The 16,170-nt window shown below is 62.3% G+C and carries 4 protein-coding genes and 1 tRNA gene; 3 read left to right on the plus strand and 2 right to left on the minus strand.

Going from position 1 to position 16,170, the window contains the following annotated elements; translation table 11 throughout:
- The first annotated feature begins 596 nt into the window (after positions 1-596).
- Positions 597-845 (plus strand): hypothetical protein, encoded by a 249-nt coding sequence (locus tag FXB40_RS26790; protein WP_148775128.1) that lies wholly within the window; start codon positions 597-599, stop codon positions 843-845.
- A gap of 850 nt (positions 846-1,695) precedes the next feature.
- Here FXB40_RS26790 and FXB40_RS26795 read toward each other — a convergent pair.
- A tRNA-Thr gene (locus tag FXB40_RS26795) sits at positions 1,696-1,768 on the minus strand.
- A gap of 618 nt (positions 1,769-2,386) precedes the next feature.
- Between FXB40_RS26795 and FXB40_RS26800 the strand changes: the two genes are divergently transcribed.
- Positions 2,387-3,505: a hypothetical protein gene (locus tag FXB40_RS26800; protein ID WP_148775129.1), complete on the plus strand. Its 1,119-nt coding sequence runs from the start codon at positions 2,387-2,389 to the stop codon at positions 3,503-3,505.
- A 27-nt stretch (positions 3,506-3,532) separates the two neighbouring features.
- Here the strand turns inward: FXB40_RS26800 and FXB40_RS26805 are convergent, their stop codons facing one another.
- Positions 3,533-9,979: a type I polyketide synthase gene (locus FXB40_RS26805; protein WP_148775130.1), complete on the minus strand. Its 6,447-nt coding sequence runs from the start codon at positions 9,977-9,979 to the stop codon at positions 3,533-3,535.
- 457 nt (positions 9,980-10,436) lie between these two features.
- Between FXB40_RS26805 and FXB40_RS26810 the strand changes: the two genes are divergently transcribed.
- A complete protein-coding gene (locus FXB40_RS26810; protein WP_148775131.1) occupies positions 10,437-16,013 on the plus strand; it encodes a MupA/Atu3671 family FMN-dependent luciferase-like monooxygenase in 5,577 nt (1,858 codons plus the stop codon).
- Positions 16,014-16,170 lie beyond the last annotated feature (157 nt).

Consider the following 16,170-nt stretch of genomic DNA (forward strand, 5'->3'; position numbering starts at 1 on the left):
AAGTCAGCTAAGTCTCACTGCATGGTTCGGCGGCATTATTAATCAAATCGAGGCAAATTCCGCAATTGGGGCACGGTCATGGGATGCGTAGGTAGCCTTGTGCTTGGGGGAGTGTTCGCCGTACTTCCAATCCGGCGAGCCCTCCCTCACTCACTAGGGCCGAAGCCCAAGTGTACGTTAAGTTAATAGGTTAGTTTCGTTCAGTTGCAAATATAATCACATTGCATTTTGCGTCGAGTTGATCCGGAAATCTCAAACGCCGGGGCTGGCAGCCGCAGCGAGCGAACGTAATCGGGAGCCACGGCGCGGCCGTGGCTCCCGTCATCGATCGTCTTGGAATGGAGGGAATCACGCGGCCGACGCCAACGTTTTTGACTTCCAGGCCATCCGACGCCATCGCATCCTGCCCGGCGCTCCGGGCTCCGGAAGGAACCGTGTTCGATGCCGCGGTAATCGATCTCGCGAACTAAGCTTGATCTCGCGGCGCGTAGTTAATTCCAGAACCTGATCCCTTGAGCTGTCTTTGGCACTCCGTTTGCTCAGTCAGGGCCTAAGGTTGCCCCCAAATGGGCGGCTGTTTCAGGTTGAGGCAAACGATGCAAGAAGTGTCCCGTTCCGGTATCACGGCGGAGCTGCAGCTCAGCGCGCTCATCTCCGATCTATGGTGGCGCGTTGATCTTATGAATTCCGATATCCTCGAAGAGGAAGCCAAAGCAGGCGTGTTTGACGTGCGGCAACCAACCTATCCGCTTCTCGCGCTAAATCTTCGCGAGCGACGCGACAACCTCTTATCGACGATCTATGCTCTTGAGGAGCGTGCGAAGGCTGCGCAAGTGGCGGCGTAAACATTTACCGAGAGCGAAGTTTTCTAGCGTTGGAGATCACCGATGTCGAACGCGCCTAGACTATACTTTTCGCCCGCCAGTCAGCCGGCGACAGGTGCGGGAGCTGTCGCGACGTCTTCCATTGTTCGATCGTGAGAGCTTGAACAAGTTGATCCTTACCGGGTTTCAATCCGCGCTGTTCCAGCGCGCGAAGGAGTTCGACAAGAACTAGAGGATGACGTTGATTAAACCCGGTGGAATTCGAACAGCACAGTCTTTGCTTGTTGCGGATTCGGCCGACGAATTTTTGAAAGCGGGCTTGTGTACGATGTTGCGCCAAGGCCCCGCTGGCTCACAAGTTTGGTGGCGCTTTCTTTTCGGTGCGGTCCCTGAAGGTCTGCACTCCTTTGCCTTGCAGGAATGCGAGCCCATAGACTTGCTCGTCAGCCCACCATGGGCACCAATAGGGCTTGCCCGACTTGCCCCGGTTATAGCCCGATCGCCAGCTCAGCGTCTGCCGCCAACCCCATTTCTGATTCATTGGCTCACGGCCTGTGTGGACAATCGAGAATCAAATGCGAATGCCTCAGTTGGAGGCCTCTTTGATTTTAGATACTGAGAATGAACGTGTAAGCGAGAATAGTCGAAGAGGCCCAATACAAACGTGGCGTTCTGAAGACGAGGGCTGCGGTCAAGTTGTACCTTCATCTTTGCAAATCATCTGAATCCTACGCTATCGGTTAGCGTCGGCAAGCAACCCCAAAAGGAGCAAAGCGCTGACGTCGCTCAACTTCTCATAACTCATGCTGGTAAACCGTTTCGAGAAACGACAAATGCGACGCGAGCGAGCGCCAAAGGGGAAAATAAGCGGTGCCGATTGAGAGGAATTGAACCTCCGACCTCCGTCATACGGGGACGGCGCTCTACCACTGAGCTAAACCGGCTTTGAATATTTTCAGCGCAACGCTCGCGCGGGCACGTTTCGAGCGCAAGCAGTTTCAAGACGACGCTGCATGATAGCGATCGTCGCGAGGCGTTCTTCGATCGCCTCAATTGACAGAAAATGGCAAGCACTGCGTGTTTGGGCTGAGTTGCTCATAGCTTTCCTCGCAAGAGATTAATAAATTGGGGCGCATAATCGCTGATGGTGCGAAGGCCGCAGCAAGGGCTGCTGGTGCCCGAATTGCCAAAAAACCCGGGTGAAAACGATCCAAGTGAAATACGTGCCAGCCCCGGTGAGCAGCAATTTACAGCGGCTCTGCCGAAGCACAATGTCATCAAAGTCAGACTTTGGAATCGTATTTAATGCGGTGCCCGTGAGGGAAGGCCCGCCTGGGCTGGCTTGCTGGCAGGCCTTCAACCTCGGAGCCAGGGCCGCGTATGTCTCCCCGCCGGCACGGCTGCCTTGAGCGGGTTCATTTCGGGTGAGTTCTAAGCGATAGTATCAGATTCATGCCGCTAGCAAAAAATTGCGCACTTGAATTGCGGGTACGCAGAACAGATGCATTCGTTGTAACTTGCGAGCAAGGGCCATGACGCGGCGATATGTCTGCCGGCTGGCGGTGATTGCGGCGGCGATCATCCTGGGTGACGAGGGAGGCATAGCGATGAGCGAGCAAAGACGTGACGCGGCCGGCATGTCGTCAGGGCCACGCGGGGATCACGTCCGCGCCTTCTACTCGGGCCACAGTCTCAGCGAGGGAGTTCCGGAGGTTGTCGCGCAGATTGCGGGCTCACTGGGCCATCGACTGGATTTCGAGACGCAGGTCCTGGGTTATTCGCTGCTGCGCCAGCGCACCAAAGGGGAGGTGCCGTCGGCTTCCGACTGGCCAGGCTATCGTTCCGGTCAGAACCGCGAAGGCGCCGGCCTAGATGTCGCCGAAGAGTTGCGCCAACCCCGGCGGCTGGCACCCGGCGACACCTATGATGTCCTCGTCGTCACCGAGCGTCATGACTTGCCCGCCATCGCGCGTAGGGAGCGCACCGCTTTCTATCTGACCGACATCGCGAAACACCTTCTGGCAGGCAATCCCGACGCGGAGGTATTCCTCTATCATTCCTGGCTTCCCGTGAATCCCGACGCGCCGTGGCCCTGGATCGACTACGAGCGGGCGGTCTCGCCGATGTGGGAATGCATCGCCAGCCGCGCGAACCTCGACCTGCCAGCGCGCGGCGATGCGCCGCGTGTTCGCGTGCTGCCCGGTGGCAGTGCGCTCGCCGAGCTGGCTGCCGCGCTGTGGGACGGCAGCGTGCCGGGCGTTGCGAGCGATTCGCCAGCTGCGCGCGTGCGCCTGCTGTTTTCCGACAATGTGCATATGAGCGATTTCGGCCGCTACTTCATCGCGCTGGTGAACTACGCGGTCCTGTTCGGCAGCTCTCCGGAGGGCGCGGCAATCCCGGCAGGATTATCGCCGGCGACGGGCCGGCACCTGCAAGCGCTGGCATGGCAATTTGCCATCTCCTACGGCCAGCGGGCGGATGCCGTCGCGGGCCGAGATATGGCGGCTTGCCGGCTTCTGATGCAGAAGGACGTCTGTCCCGCCTATGCAGCCTTTCGGCATGGCAACGGTGCGCCGGCTCTCGCCACGCTCAAGCGCTTGGTCAAAACCTATTCCTGCCGGCGCGACTACGCCAATGCGGGTGATCGCGAAAATCCGTTTGCTTCGCCCGAGAAACAATGAAGGTTTTGGGCGCGGGCCGTCGGCGGGTTAGACGCGCGTGCGCTCGTTCCGTGCAGACTGGCAAGGTGTCCGCGAGTCTGCCTTGTCGAGAGCCGCATTCAATGGACCCATCAATACCTTCGCATTGGCTCCAAGCAACAGCGTGTCATGATTGCCGGGAATCATGACCGTGTTCAATCCGCCCATGATCACGCTGTCCCACCCATAGTAGGGCCCTCCGCCGCCATAGATGTAAGGGACACTCTCGGCCCGGAAGAGAATCGCTTTTCCCTGCCACGGCTGAGGTCGGTAGCACGCGGCGGCCTGGCCGAAATTATCAGTGAGCTGGCGATCCCGCAGCGCGTGCGGCACGGGCTTGTTTCCGCGGACGTACATCTTGATTTGCAACCGTTCGCGCGCCACATGGACGCGCTCGCGTCTTTTGCGGACGATCTCTTTGATGTAGCCGAGGCCCTCGTTGCGCAAACGGAGGAGCATCCGGTCCAGTGAAACTGTGCGCATCGGCATCTGAGGATGGAACGTGTCGAAGAACACGAGGAGCGGGACCTCTTCACCCAGGGCCGTCAGTTGTTGCGCCATCTCGAAAGCGACGACACCGCCACCCGAGTAGCCGGCCAGCAAATAGGGACCGTGTGGACGCAACGCGCGGATCTCCGCAATATAGGCCCGGGCCATGTCTTCGATCGACGTATGCGGGCTGCTCCTGCCATCGACACCACGGGCCTGCAGCGCGAAGAACGGCTGGTCATGGTGCAGTCCCCAGGAGAGGTCGCGGAAGTTAAGGACGTTACCCCCGGCGCCATGAACGCAAAACAATGGCGGCCGATCGCCGCCGCGCGCGATCTCGACTAATGATCGGGGCACCACCGGGAGCCTCGCGGAATGCATATCCGCTGCGAGCGGGAATTCGGCGGCTTCATGATCGATGGCCGCCGACGCGCCATGCGACGAAGGCAGGTCCTGGACCCTCACTTGCGGGAGTGCCCCGACACCATCCGCCGAAGGATCGATCGCGGCCAAGCCCTTGGCCTCTCGCAACAGCGCGGCGGTGGCAGCAATGGTCGGCGCCTGGAACAGCACGGAGAGAGGCAGTTCGACTCCATGCTCCTTGCGGATCCGGTTGAAGAGCCGCATCGCGATCAGCGACTGCCCGCCCAGTTCGAAAAAGTCATCGTCAATCGAGACCTGTTGAACGCCGAGCATGTCCTGCCAGATAGCCGCAAGATCGCGCTCGATTGCATCGCGGGGGGCTCTGAGGCCGGCATCGCCACCGGGACGCACGAGGCCTGGTGTACCAATGGACCAATTCACCTCCTCCGCCGGTGTTCCGCGGCCGCCATGGTCCAGCCGGTCGAGCCAGAGGTCGAGGTCGAGGGTGGAGGCCGCGATTTGCGGCGAAACGTCGCAGCCGAGAATGCGATCCAGCGCTTCAAGACCTTCCGCAGTGGTCATGCCCTCGCGCAGGAAGCTTTCCTCGGCCGTCTCGGGACCATCCGGCCGCGCAGGCCTGGGCGAAGCCGGCGTGGCAGCAAACGCCTTGACCCGGCGCATGATGAACCGTTCGATCGAGACCAGTTCGTTGCCGTCTTCGTCGAGCAGGGTGACATCGAAGATTGCGCTTTTGCTGTCCGCGGCCTGCAGACGCACGTGACTGGAGAACGTTGCCGGCACCGGTCGCCTGACCAGCACGTGGCCATAAGAGAATGGAACGTAGAAATCATCATGGCTTGCAAATCTCGGGATCAGCTTTTGGGCGGCACCGGTCGCCATGTCGAGCAGCGCCGGGTGCAGCGCATAGGTTGCGAGATCGGAGGCGAAGGCAGCCGGCAATGCGAGATCGATCAGCGCTTCGCCCTCGCCGAGATTGATCGCGCGGAGGTTGGCCCAGCGCGGGCCGAAATCCATGAAGTTCTGGACCAGCCGGCCGTTTATCACCTCGCCACGCTCGCGGCAGCGTTCGCGAATGGCTGACACGGATTGCCTCGGAACTGCTGGCGAGTCGACATAGGCGGCACGCGCCGTGACGTATGGCTGCTCGTCGGACTCGCCATAAATCACGAGTCTATGGTCGCCTTCGCGATTCAACCTGATATTGATCGTGCGCGCCTCGCCAGACCCGACCGTGAAAGGCTGGAGGAAGATGAGGTCGCGAATGTCGATGGGCCGATCTTCGGGCCGGTAGGCAAGCGCCGCGCAAGCAAGCTCCAGGAAGCCCGTGCCCGGAATGACCGCTTGGCCGTCCCTAACGATATGCTCGCCCAACGGCCAATGTGTTCTGGGATGCAGCACGGAACGAAACACTGTCTGCTCGACATCGTCGCGCACGCAGTCGCCAAGGAGGGCGCCCGCGCTTGCGAGATCGCCAGCGGTCGTGCCGTGACGCTCGCGGACCAGGGTTGCGAGCATGCCCACCTCTTTCCAGGCATTCCAATTGATGCTGACGGTGCGCGTCCGGCTGCCCCGAGCCGTGCGGCCCTTGGCCACCGCGTCAAGAACAGCGTTGGCCGCAGTATAGTCGACCTGTCCGGCCAGTCCGAGAATTGAGCTGACCGACGAGAAATTGACCAGGACATCCAGGTCGCCATCGCTGAACAGCGATTGCAGGACCAGGGCACCCTTGGCCTTGACCGAAAGCACGGCCGATCGAGTCTCGGGCGCGCGAAGCGCGATCAACTGATCTTTGAGCACGCCGGCGCAATGGAAGACACCGTTGATGCGGCCGAAGCGTCGCGTTGCCTCGGTCACCACATCGGCCATGGCGTCTCGGTCGGTAACGTCGGCGGCGGCCAGCATCACTTCGGCGCCAAGCGCCTGCAATGCCCGCACTTTCTCGATTCTCCGCGACGTGCTGTCGTCTACGCCGTGGTCCTGGAGCCAGCGATCCCACGCGGATTCCTTGGGCATCGCCGACCTGCCGACGCACACAAGGCGGGCCTTGGCGTGCAGCGCCAAATGCTGCATCAGTTCGAGACCTATGCCGCCCAGTCCGCCGGTGACGAGGTACACCCCGCCGGGCCGCAGCCAGGTGCGCACGTCCGGCGCGGGATCCAGCACCAGCGGATCGAAACGCTGCACCCATCGCCCACCGTCGCGCAGCACCACAAGTGGATCGCGCTTGCTGCCGCAGAGCTCGCCGAGCAGGCGATCCGCCAGGAGCGCTTCCGCGCCGGATCTGGCCGGCGGCATGACCACGTCGAGGACCGAACATGATGCGCCTGGCATCTCGCGCGGCAACACGCGGCAGACGCCCATCAAGGTAGACTTTTCGGGATGTAGCTCGCTTTCGCCGGGAAGCGCCTCGATCGCGGTGCCAATCGCGGTCAGCCGGACCTGATCGATCTCGAATGTCAAGGCCTGCGCCAGAAATAGCAGGCTGTAGAAACTTCGAACCGCACCGTTGTCCCAAGCAGCAAGGTCGGCGTCACCGGTCGAGCCGAAGAACCGCCTCGGCCTCGGAGCGAGCGCCCAGAGGTGGACAATATGCGCCGGCAGCGCATCCTGCCTTCGCAGCCCCTCCATCAATCTGGAGTAATCGGCGGCGCGGGCCGGATCGATCGTGAAGCTCAGCGCGCTGCGCTCTGCAAACTGAGGCGCAGCTGTGACCGTGGCAACCCGTCCGCCGGACGCGCGCAGGCGCTTGACGATTGCGGTGGCCAAAGGTGAACTGTCGGTGAAAACCAGCCACGGCTTGCGAAGCTCCTCTTCAGGAAGCTGCCCGGAGGGCGCCGAACGCACGAACGCGGGGACCGAGAACCATCGGCTCAAATCAGGTCGCCGTGTCAGCGAGGTGGTGTGCGTGGCCTGTACGCCTTTGTCGATCCAATACCGTTGCCTTTCGAAGGGATAGGTCGGCAGCGGCACGCGGCGTTGTGAATCCTGCGCGAAGAAACTGAAAGGATCGATCTCGATGCCGGTAACCCAGAGTCGGCCCACCGCCTCTTTCAGGAAGGCGACGTCCGACGCCGCTTCGTTGGGATGACGAAGCGAGGTGGTCACGACCGCGGCTTTGCCGGGCTGCTGCCTGCAGAGGCTGGCGAGCGTGCGACCAGGTCCGACCTCCAACAGCGCTCGGCTGCCACTCCCCAGCACCGTCCGAGCGCCCTGGTCGAACCGCACAGTGTTTCGGAGATGACGGACCCAGTAGGCCGGGTCCATCGCTTCGGCGTCGGTGATCCAGGTTCCGGTCAGGTTGGACACGAACGGGATCGCCGGCTTCTGGAACCGGATAGGTCGGCAGAAGCACTCGAACTCCGACAGGATCGGCTCAAGCATCGATGAGTGTGCGGCGACGTCGATGTGAATGCGAGTGTGGTCGATCTGCTTCGCAGCAAACTCGGCCTCAAGCCGCGCGATCGCGTCCACCGGGCCTGATACGACGCAAAGCGAAGGTCCGTTCACGGCAGCAAGCGAGAGCTCGTTGCCAAGCCGCGGCAGCATCTGCTCCTCGGACAACGCGACCGACAGCATGGCGCCGCGGGGCAGCGTCTCGAACAACTTGCCGCGCAGCGCAACTAGCGACATTGCATCCGGCATCGTGAGCACGCCCGAGACGCAGGCGGCGGCGTACTCGCCGGCGCTGTGTCCGATCAGCGCGGCGGGGACCAGGCCCCACGATCGCAGCAGCATCGCCAGGGCGTACTCGACGGCGAACAGTGCAGGAAGAGCCAAAGAGGGGGCCTCCAACTGCTTGTCCGCCTCGGCCACCGCGTCGGGCGATGGGAACATCAATCTGCGTAGATCGACCGTGAGGCAGGGTTGAACGACGGCAAGGCAGGCATCCAATGCGTCGCGGAAAACGGGTTCTTTCTCATAGAGTTCGGCGCCCATGCCGGCGTATTGCGCTCCGCCGCCCGGGAAGAGGAACACCGTCGAAGGTTGCTCGCGCGCGACCTTGCCCGTGAAGATGCGCTGCGGATCGCAGGCCTCCAATTGGGCCATCGCCGAGGCCGTATCGCGCGCCACCAAAGAGCGGCGGACCTCGAAGGCCTCGCGCCCGGCCATCAGCGTGAATGCGACCTCATCGAGCGGCAGTTTCGGATTCGTCCGCAGATGGTTGGCCAGATTCCGTGTCGCAGCGTCGAGCGCCGCGCTGGTTCGCGACGACAGCAGAAGCAATTGCGGTCCCGCGTCCCGACGCGCCCGCGAGGGCCGTGGCGGGGCCTCTTCTAGGATGAGGTGGGCGTTGGTGCCGCCGGCGCCGAGGCTCGTGACACCTGCAATCCGCCTCCTGCCAGAGGTCGCCGGCCACGGCCGCAGGCTGGCGTTGACGAAGAATGGCGAGTCGGAAAAGCTGGCCTGCGGATTTGGCGTCTGATAGTGCAGCGTGGCCGGCAGCTCGCGGTGCTCAAGCGCGCAAATGGTCTTGATCAGGCTGCACATGCCCGCGGCCTCGCCGGCATGGCCAATGTTGGATTTGACCGAACCGATCGCGCATGACCGGCGTGGGACGTTGGGCCCAAAAGCCTCGACTAGCGCCGTGATCTCGATGGGGTCGCCGATCAGCGTGCCGGTGCCGTGCGCCTCTACATAGGATACCTCTTCGGGCGCGACACCGGCGAGGTCCAGCGCCTCGGAAATGACCCGGGCCTGCCCGCTGATGCTGGGGGCGAGGTATCCCACCTTGTCAGAGCCATCATTGTTGATCGCCGAGCCGCGTATCACTGCACGGATGCAGTCGCCGTCGCGCAGGGCGTCCGAGAGCCGTTTGAGAACGACACAACCGACGGCGGATGCCATCACCGTGCCGCCGGCCTGGGCATCGAATGGACGACAGTGTCCGTCGGGAGACAGGATCTCTCCCGGCCTATACAGGTAGCCTCGCTGCTCGGGGTAAATGGTGGAGGCGCCAGCCAGCGCCACGTCGCATTCGCCATTGAGCAGACTCTGGCAGGCGAGATGAACCGCGACGAGCGATGACGAGCAGGCCGTCTGCACATTCATGCTCGGGCCGACGAGGTCGAGTTCGTAGGATACGCGCGTTGCGAGGAAGTTCGGATCGTTGCCGGTGTGACGCAGCAGCCACGCGCCGATCGAGCGCAGGACCTCTTCATTGGTCGCGAGGTTGTAGGTGAAATATTCGCTCGCGCCTGACGCGGCAAAGACGGCGACCGGGCCGCCGATCTTTCCGCCGACATAGCCCGCATCCTCGAAAGCCTCCGATGAGCATTCGAGAAACAGGCGGTGCTGCGGGTCGAACACGGCGGCGTCGCGGGGGGAGATGCCGAAAAATCCTGCATCAAATTGATCGATGCCATCCAGATAGCCGCACGCCTTGACATAGGACGGGTCGCGCAGCAACTCGGGGCGCTCGCCGACGGCAAGCAGCTCCTGCTCGGTGAAGACACAAACGGTTTCACGACCCTCGCGGATGTTCTCCCAGAACTTTGCCACGCTGGGGGCGCCAGGGAAACGTCCTGCCATGCCAACGACTGCGATGGAAGACGCTTCGCTGCCGCTTGTACCTCCAATTGACATCACTTTTTCCTGTACCGGGCTCGCTCCGAGGGGCGTAAATCAGCTGCAAAGCACCGAATAATTCAAGTTGAAATATGAAGGCGGTTTAACTGGGCGAGGTGCCGCCGAGCCGAGCCAGTCGACGAGATCTAGCTTGATCGGCGTGCCGTTAACGAGCCGGCTTGCAATCGTTATGCATTTGTCGCTCTCCGTCCATGGGACGCGATCAGATAGCTCGAACTTTTTCGAAACATCGCCAGTAAGGTAAATCTACCGATGACACTTTGGGTCCCGGCATTAACACCGACTGTAAATCAAGCTCTTATTTTTTTTTAAATTGCTCTGACCTTGTCGGCTATAACAGTTATATTGCATCTGATTTAAAATATGATTTTTGGCGGTTAATATAACGCCGCTGAGGCTGCGCCCGCCCTTTCGCGGTCCAGGCGGCCGCCCGCGATGACCTTTTGGGAGTACCATGGTTCAGGACAGTTATCCTCTCTCGCCGCTCCAGCAGGGCATGCTGTTCCATCACCTTGAGGCGCGTACCCGGGGCGTGGATGTTGAACAGCTCGAGATACGGCTCAAGGAGCCGATCGACACCAATTCCCTCGCCGATGCATGGGCCATGGTCGCCAAACAACACTCGATCCTGCGCACCCGGTTCCGCTGGGAAGGCCTGCAAGTTCCTCTGCAGGAGGTCCTGGGCGAGGTCGTGGTGCCGTTCGAGACGCGCGACCTGTCGGGAATGACGGCCGAGCAGCAGGAAGAGGCGTTGAGCATTTTCTTGGCCGAGGATCGATCGCGAGCCTTCGCCCTCGACGTTGCGCCGCTCTGGCGCGTGACGGTACTGCATCTCGCCACCGATCGCCACCGACTCGTCTTCACATATTCGCACGCCATTCTGGACTCCTGCTACGCTTTCGTGGTGAAGGAGGTGCTCGACGTCTATGCAGCTATAGCGCGCGGCGCGCAGCCGTCGTTCGAGGAACGTCCGGCCTTTCGCGTGCATATCGCCTGGCTTCAACGGCACCTAGCAACGAACGCAGTGGCCGCCGAGGCGTACTGGCGCAACTTTCTGACCGGCTTCCGCACTCCGACCAATCTCGAAACGCTGCGGATTGCCGCTTCGGAAGTGCGCCCCGCCGCAGGTCACGCCACCCTCGAATTCGCGCTATCGCCGGCCGACACGGGGAAGCTGCATGATCTCTCCGCGCAGGCCTCATTGCGGACGTCCATCCTTGTCGAGGTCGCTTGGTCACTCGTGCTTTCGGCGTTTTCGGCCCAGGAGGATGTCGTTTATGGACTGACCAGGGCCGGCCGCCGGTCGTCGATCGAAGGAGCAGACCGAGTTATCGGGCTGTTCATCAATACCGTGCCGATCCGGGTCAAGCTGCCCTCTGAATTGCCGGTGCTGGAATTATGCCGCCAACTGCGCGAGCAGCACGTCGAGCTGCGCCGGTTCGAACACACGCCGCTCGTCGATATCCTTCGCCTCAGCGAGGTGCCTCGCGGACAATCGCTTTTTGACTCCATCATCGTCTTCAATTCGCAAACCGACGATGCGCGCCTGAAGTCGTTCGGTCAGGAATGGCAGCGTCGCGACTTCATGCTGCACGACCAGACCAATTTTCCGTTCAACGTGATGGCCTATGACGGCCGTCGGTTAACGTTCAAATTGTCATACGACACGAACTGTTTTGCGCCGGCCGCCGCCGAGCGCATCGCCGATCTGTTGCGGGCGATCCTTGTCGCGATCGCCGACCAGCCGGAGGCCAAGCTCGGCGATCTGCCACGGCTGCCATCGCAGGACGCCGGTTCGATACTCCGGGCCTGGAACGACACCGAGAGACCACTGCCGGGTCCGCACTGTGTGCATGAGGCCTTTGAAGCGCAGGTCGATCGCACACCTGACAAAGTGGCGTTGGTCGACGGCGCCCGCTCGCTCACCTATCGCGAACTCGATCGGCGCGCCAACCATGTCGCCCGCGCGCTGATCGCTGAAGGTGCGAAGCCGGACCAGATGGTCGGCATCTACGTCGAGCGATCGGCCGAAATGATGATCGGTCTGCTTGGCGTCCTCAAGGCCGGTGCAGCCTATGTGCCGATGGATCCTTCGTATCCCGGTGAGCGGATCGCGCTCATGCTCGAAGACTCCCGCGCCGGCGTGGTAGTCACCACGACGAACCTGGCCGGCGCGCTGCCGCCTCACACCCGCGCTCTGTGCGTTGAGTCGGGCGGAGAGGCCGGCCAAGCGGATCGATCGTACGTGGCGGTGTCAGGCGAAAACCTTGCCTATGTCATCTTCACGTCCGGCTCCACCGGACGTCCCAAAGGGGTGATGCTCGAGCACCGCAACGTCACCAACTTCTTCGAAGGCATGGACCAGGCATTGGGGACGGAGCCGGGCGTGTGGCTCGCGACCACCAGCATCTCGTTCGACATTTCGGTATTGGAGCTGTTCTGGACGCTGGCGCGCGGCTTTACGGTGGTCATCCAGCATGAGCCCGAGCGGCTGGCGCGCGGGGCGGCAAGTACGGCATCGAGCGCCAGACCGATCGATTTCAGCCTGTTCTACTTCGCCGCCGATGCGGCCGAGGGTGACGGCGGCAAGTACCGCCTGTTGCTCGAAGGTGCCAAATATGCCGATGAGCACAACTTCTCCGCGGTGTGGACGCCGGAACGCCACTTCCATCCCTTCGGCGGCCTGTATCCAAATGCGGCGCTGACCGGCGCAGCAGTCGCAGCCGTCACCCGGCGCATCGGCATCCGGGCCGGGAGCGTGGTGCTGCCGCTGCACAACCCGATCCGCGTCGCGGAGGAATGGTCGGTCGTCGACAACCTGTCCAACGGCCGCGTCGGACTGAGCTTCGCATCCGGATGGCACGCCCGCGACTTCGTGCTGCAGCCGGAGAACTACAAGAAGCGCCGCGAACTGATGGCCAGCGGCATCGAGACCGTGAAGGCGCTCTGGCGCGGCGAGGCGGTCAAGGCGGTTGGCGGCGACGGCCAGCCGGTCGAAGTGAAGACTTTTCCGCCTCCGGTGCAGCGCGAGCCCAAATTGTGGGTGACCGCAAGCTCGCATCCGGACACTTTCGCGCTGGCCGGACGGCTAGGCGCCAACGTGCTGACAAACTTGCTGGTGATGAAGTCCGAGGAGCTCGTCGCGAATATCGCGGTCTATCGCAAGGCTTGGACCGACGCCGGCCATGACGGGGCAGGGGTGGTCACCCTCATGCTGCACACCTTCGTGGGCCCCGACGCGGCGGAGGTCCGTACCAAGGTGCGAGGTCCTTTCCTGGAATACCTCAAGACCTCGACCGACCTCATCTCCAAGATGCGATGGGAGCTGACTGCATTCGCCAAGGGCGATGATCGGCAAGCATCGGCCGCGCCGCAGATAAGCCTCGCGGATCTAGACGCCGAGGAACTCCACGTCATCATGGAGCACGCCTTCGAGCGATACTTCAAGACCGCGGGCCTGTTTGGATCACCGAGCTCGTGCCTGGCGACGATCGATAAGCTGAAGCAGTTCGGCGTCGACGAGATCGCCTGCCTGATCGATTTCGGCGTTTCGGCCGACGATGTGCTGGCCAGTCTTCCCTATCTGGATGAGTTGCGCCGCCTCGCCAATCCGTCCGTTACAAGGATCTCAACCGAGCCCGATCAGGATATTGCTTCGCAGATTCGTCGCCATGGCATTTCTCACCTTCAGGCCACGCCGTCGCTGGCGAGCATGCTGGTGTCCGACGACGCCTCGCTCGACGCTTTGAGCTCGCTGCGCATGCTGCTCCTGGGCGGGGAGTCGCTGCCTCAGACATTGGTCGAACGATTGCGGCAACGCTATCAGGGCGAAATCCGCAACATGTACGGCCCCACGGAGACATGTATATGGTCAACGACGAGCCCAGTGGGGGGCGCAGATGACGCCATCACGATCGGAAGTCCGATTGCAAATACCAGGGTTTATGTCGTCGATCGAGCGCTGCGATCGCTACCGGTCGGCGTCCCCGGTGAGATACTCATCGGCGGCGCCGGCTTGGCCAGGGGCTATCTGGAACAACCGCAGCTGACCAACGAGCGTTTTGTCCCTGATCCCTTCAGCGATTCCGGAGCTCGTCTCTACCGGACCGGCGATCTCGGGCAGTGGCTGCCCGACGGCACGCTTGCGCACCTCGGACGTCTCGACCACCAGGTCAAGATCCGCGGTCACCGGATTGAGCCGGGCGAGATCGAGGCTGCATTGAACCGCCATCCCTCGGTGCAACAGAGTGCGGTCGTGGCCAGACCGGACGCGACGGGTGTGCAGCAGCTCGTCGCTTACATCGTCGCGCCTACCCGGGGCAGCGCTCCGACAATTGGTCATTGGGGGACGATCTGGGACGAGACCTATCAGCATAGCGGCGACTCCGAGACCGCCGGGTGGAGGAGCAGCTATACCGGCCATTTGATTCCCGAAGCGCAGATGCGCGAATGGATCGCGTGTACGACCGAGCGGATTCAGCAGCTGCGGCCCCGCCGGGTACTGGAGGTCGGCTGTGGAACGGGCATGATCCTCTTCCGCGTCGCGCCGAACTGCGAACTCTATCACGGCATTGACCTGTCTGCCGCAGCCCTGGCACGAGTGAAGGCCGAGGCCGAGCGGCGAGATCTAGCCGGCGTGGTTCTGGAGCAACGGTCCGCCGATACGCTGGCTGCCGTCGAGGGCGGCCCCTTCGACACGATCGTCATCAACTCGGTCGCCCAATATTTCCCGAGCGTGGCGTATCTCATGGACGTGCTGGCGGCCGCCCTCAAAAAGTTGACACCAGGCGGCGCGATCTTTGTCGGCGACGTGCGCCACCGCGCGCTGCTGGAGGCGATGCTCTGCGAGATCGAACTACAGAAGGTCACGTCCGACGCCCCGGCAGGGGAGCTCCAGGCCCGGCTGCGCAAACGGCTCGAGGAGGAACCGGAACTGGTGTTGGACCCCCACCTGTTCTTGTCCCTTCGACAGCGGCTTCCTGACATCGAGAACGTGCAGGTCGAACTCAAGCTCGGCCGCGAGCCGAGCGAGATGACTCGCTTCCGCTATGACGTGGTGATCAGCAAGCGCGGCGGGATACCGCGACGGCCGGTAGTCGCGGACACCGAGAAGGCGCCCGAGCCGTGCACGCTGGACGGCTTGAGGAAATTGGTGCGGTCCGGGTCGACCTCGCTGCGCATCACCGGCATTCCTAACGCGCGGGTCGCCGCGCCGCTGGCCGCGTTGCGCGCGCTGCAGATACGCTCTCCCGCCGATCGCGTGGGTGACATCGCTGCGGGCCCATCATCCGGAATCGATCCCGAGGACGTGCGCGTGCTCGATGCGAATTATGAGGTGGCTATCGAGTGGTCTGCCGCAGGACCGGGATATTTCGATGCCCTCTTCAGACCCCCACAAGGGACGAAGGTAGCCGGGACTGCAGCGGACATTGCGGTGACGGACAATGCCCCCGCCGTGTCTGACGTGTCCGCTTACGCAAATCGTCCCGCGCTCCGGATTGTCTCAGGGGCCAATTTCCTGCCCGCGCTGCGAGAGCATTTGCGAAGCACGCTGCCGGAGTACATGATTCCCACGGCATTCGTGCCGCTGGAGGCGCTGCCGCTGACCCCCAATGGCAAGCTGGACCGCCAAGCATTGCCTGCGCCCGATGCTGCGCGTCATGAGACCGCCACGCCGTTCATTCCGCCTGCGACAGACGTGGAGCGCAAGCTTGCAGCCATCTTCCAGGAGCTGCTGGGCGTGAACGAGATCGGGATCGACGACAACTTCTTCGATATGGGCGCGAATTCCCTGATGATGGTTCGGGTGGTTGAGAAGATCCGCGCGGAGTTGGGACTGAAGATGTCCGTCGTTCGTGTGTTCCAATATCCAACGCTAGGCAGCCTGGCCGCCGCGATCGCCGGTTCCGAGACCGATCCCGGTCACGTTGTAGTGCCACCGGAGCAGAACCGTGGCCAGCTTCGCAGGGACATGATGCAGCGCAGACGCGAGACACGGGGCAGCTCTAGGACCATTCAGAGACATCATTGATGCGCCGGCGCAACGGGCTAGGGGGCGCCGAGTTTGCGGTTGCACCGACTGTGACGTTTCAGCGAGTGACGGCAGCACCGCCGCGCTAGCCGCGCAGAATGCCAACGTACTCAGTTGTGGCTTTTCCAGCGAAGCTCTGTCCGCCTGCATCCCCGAC

This window comes from Bradyrhizobium rifense, assembly GCF_008123425.1.
GTDB lineage: Bacteria > Pseudomonadota > Alphaproteobacteria > Rhizobiales > Xanthobacteraceae > Bradyrhizobium > Bradyrhizobium rifense.

Bases quoted from the DNA above. Each gene is read 5' to 3' on its own strand.
- FXB40_RS26790 (WP_148775128.1), top strand. From the start codon at position 597: ATGCAAGAAGTGTCCCGTTCCGGTATCACGGCGGAGCTGCAGCTCAGC.
- FXB40_RS26805 (WP_148775130.1), bottom strand. From the start codon at position 9,979: ATGTCAATTGGAGGTACAAGCGGCAGCGAAGCGTCTTCCATCGCAGTC.
- FXB40_RS26810 (WP_148775131.1), top strand. From the start codon at position 10,437: ATGGTTCAGGACAGTTATCCTCTCTCGCCGCTCCAGCAGGGCATGCTG.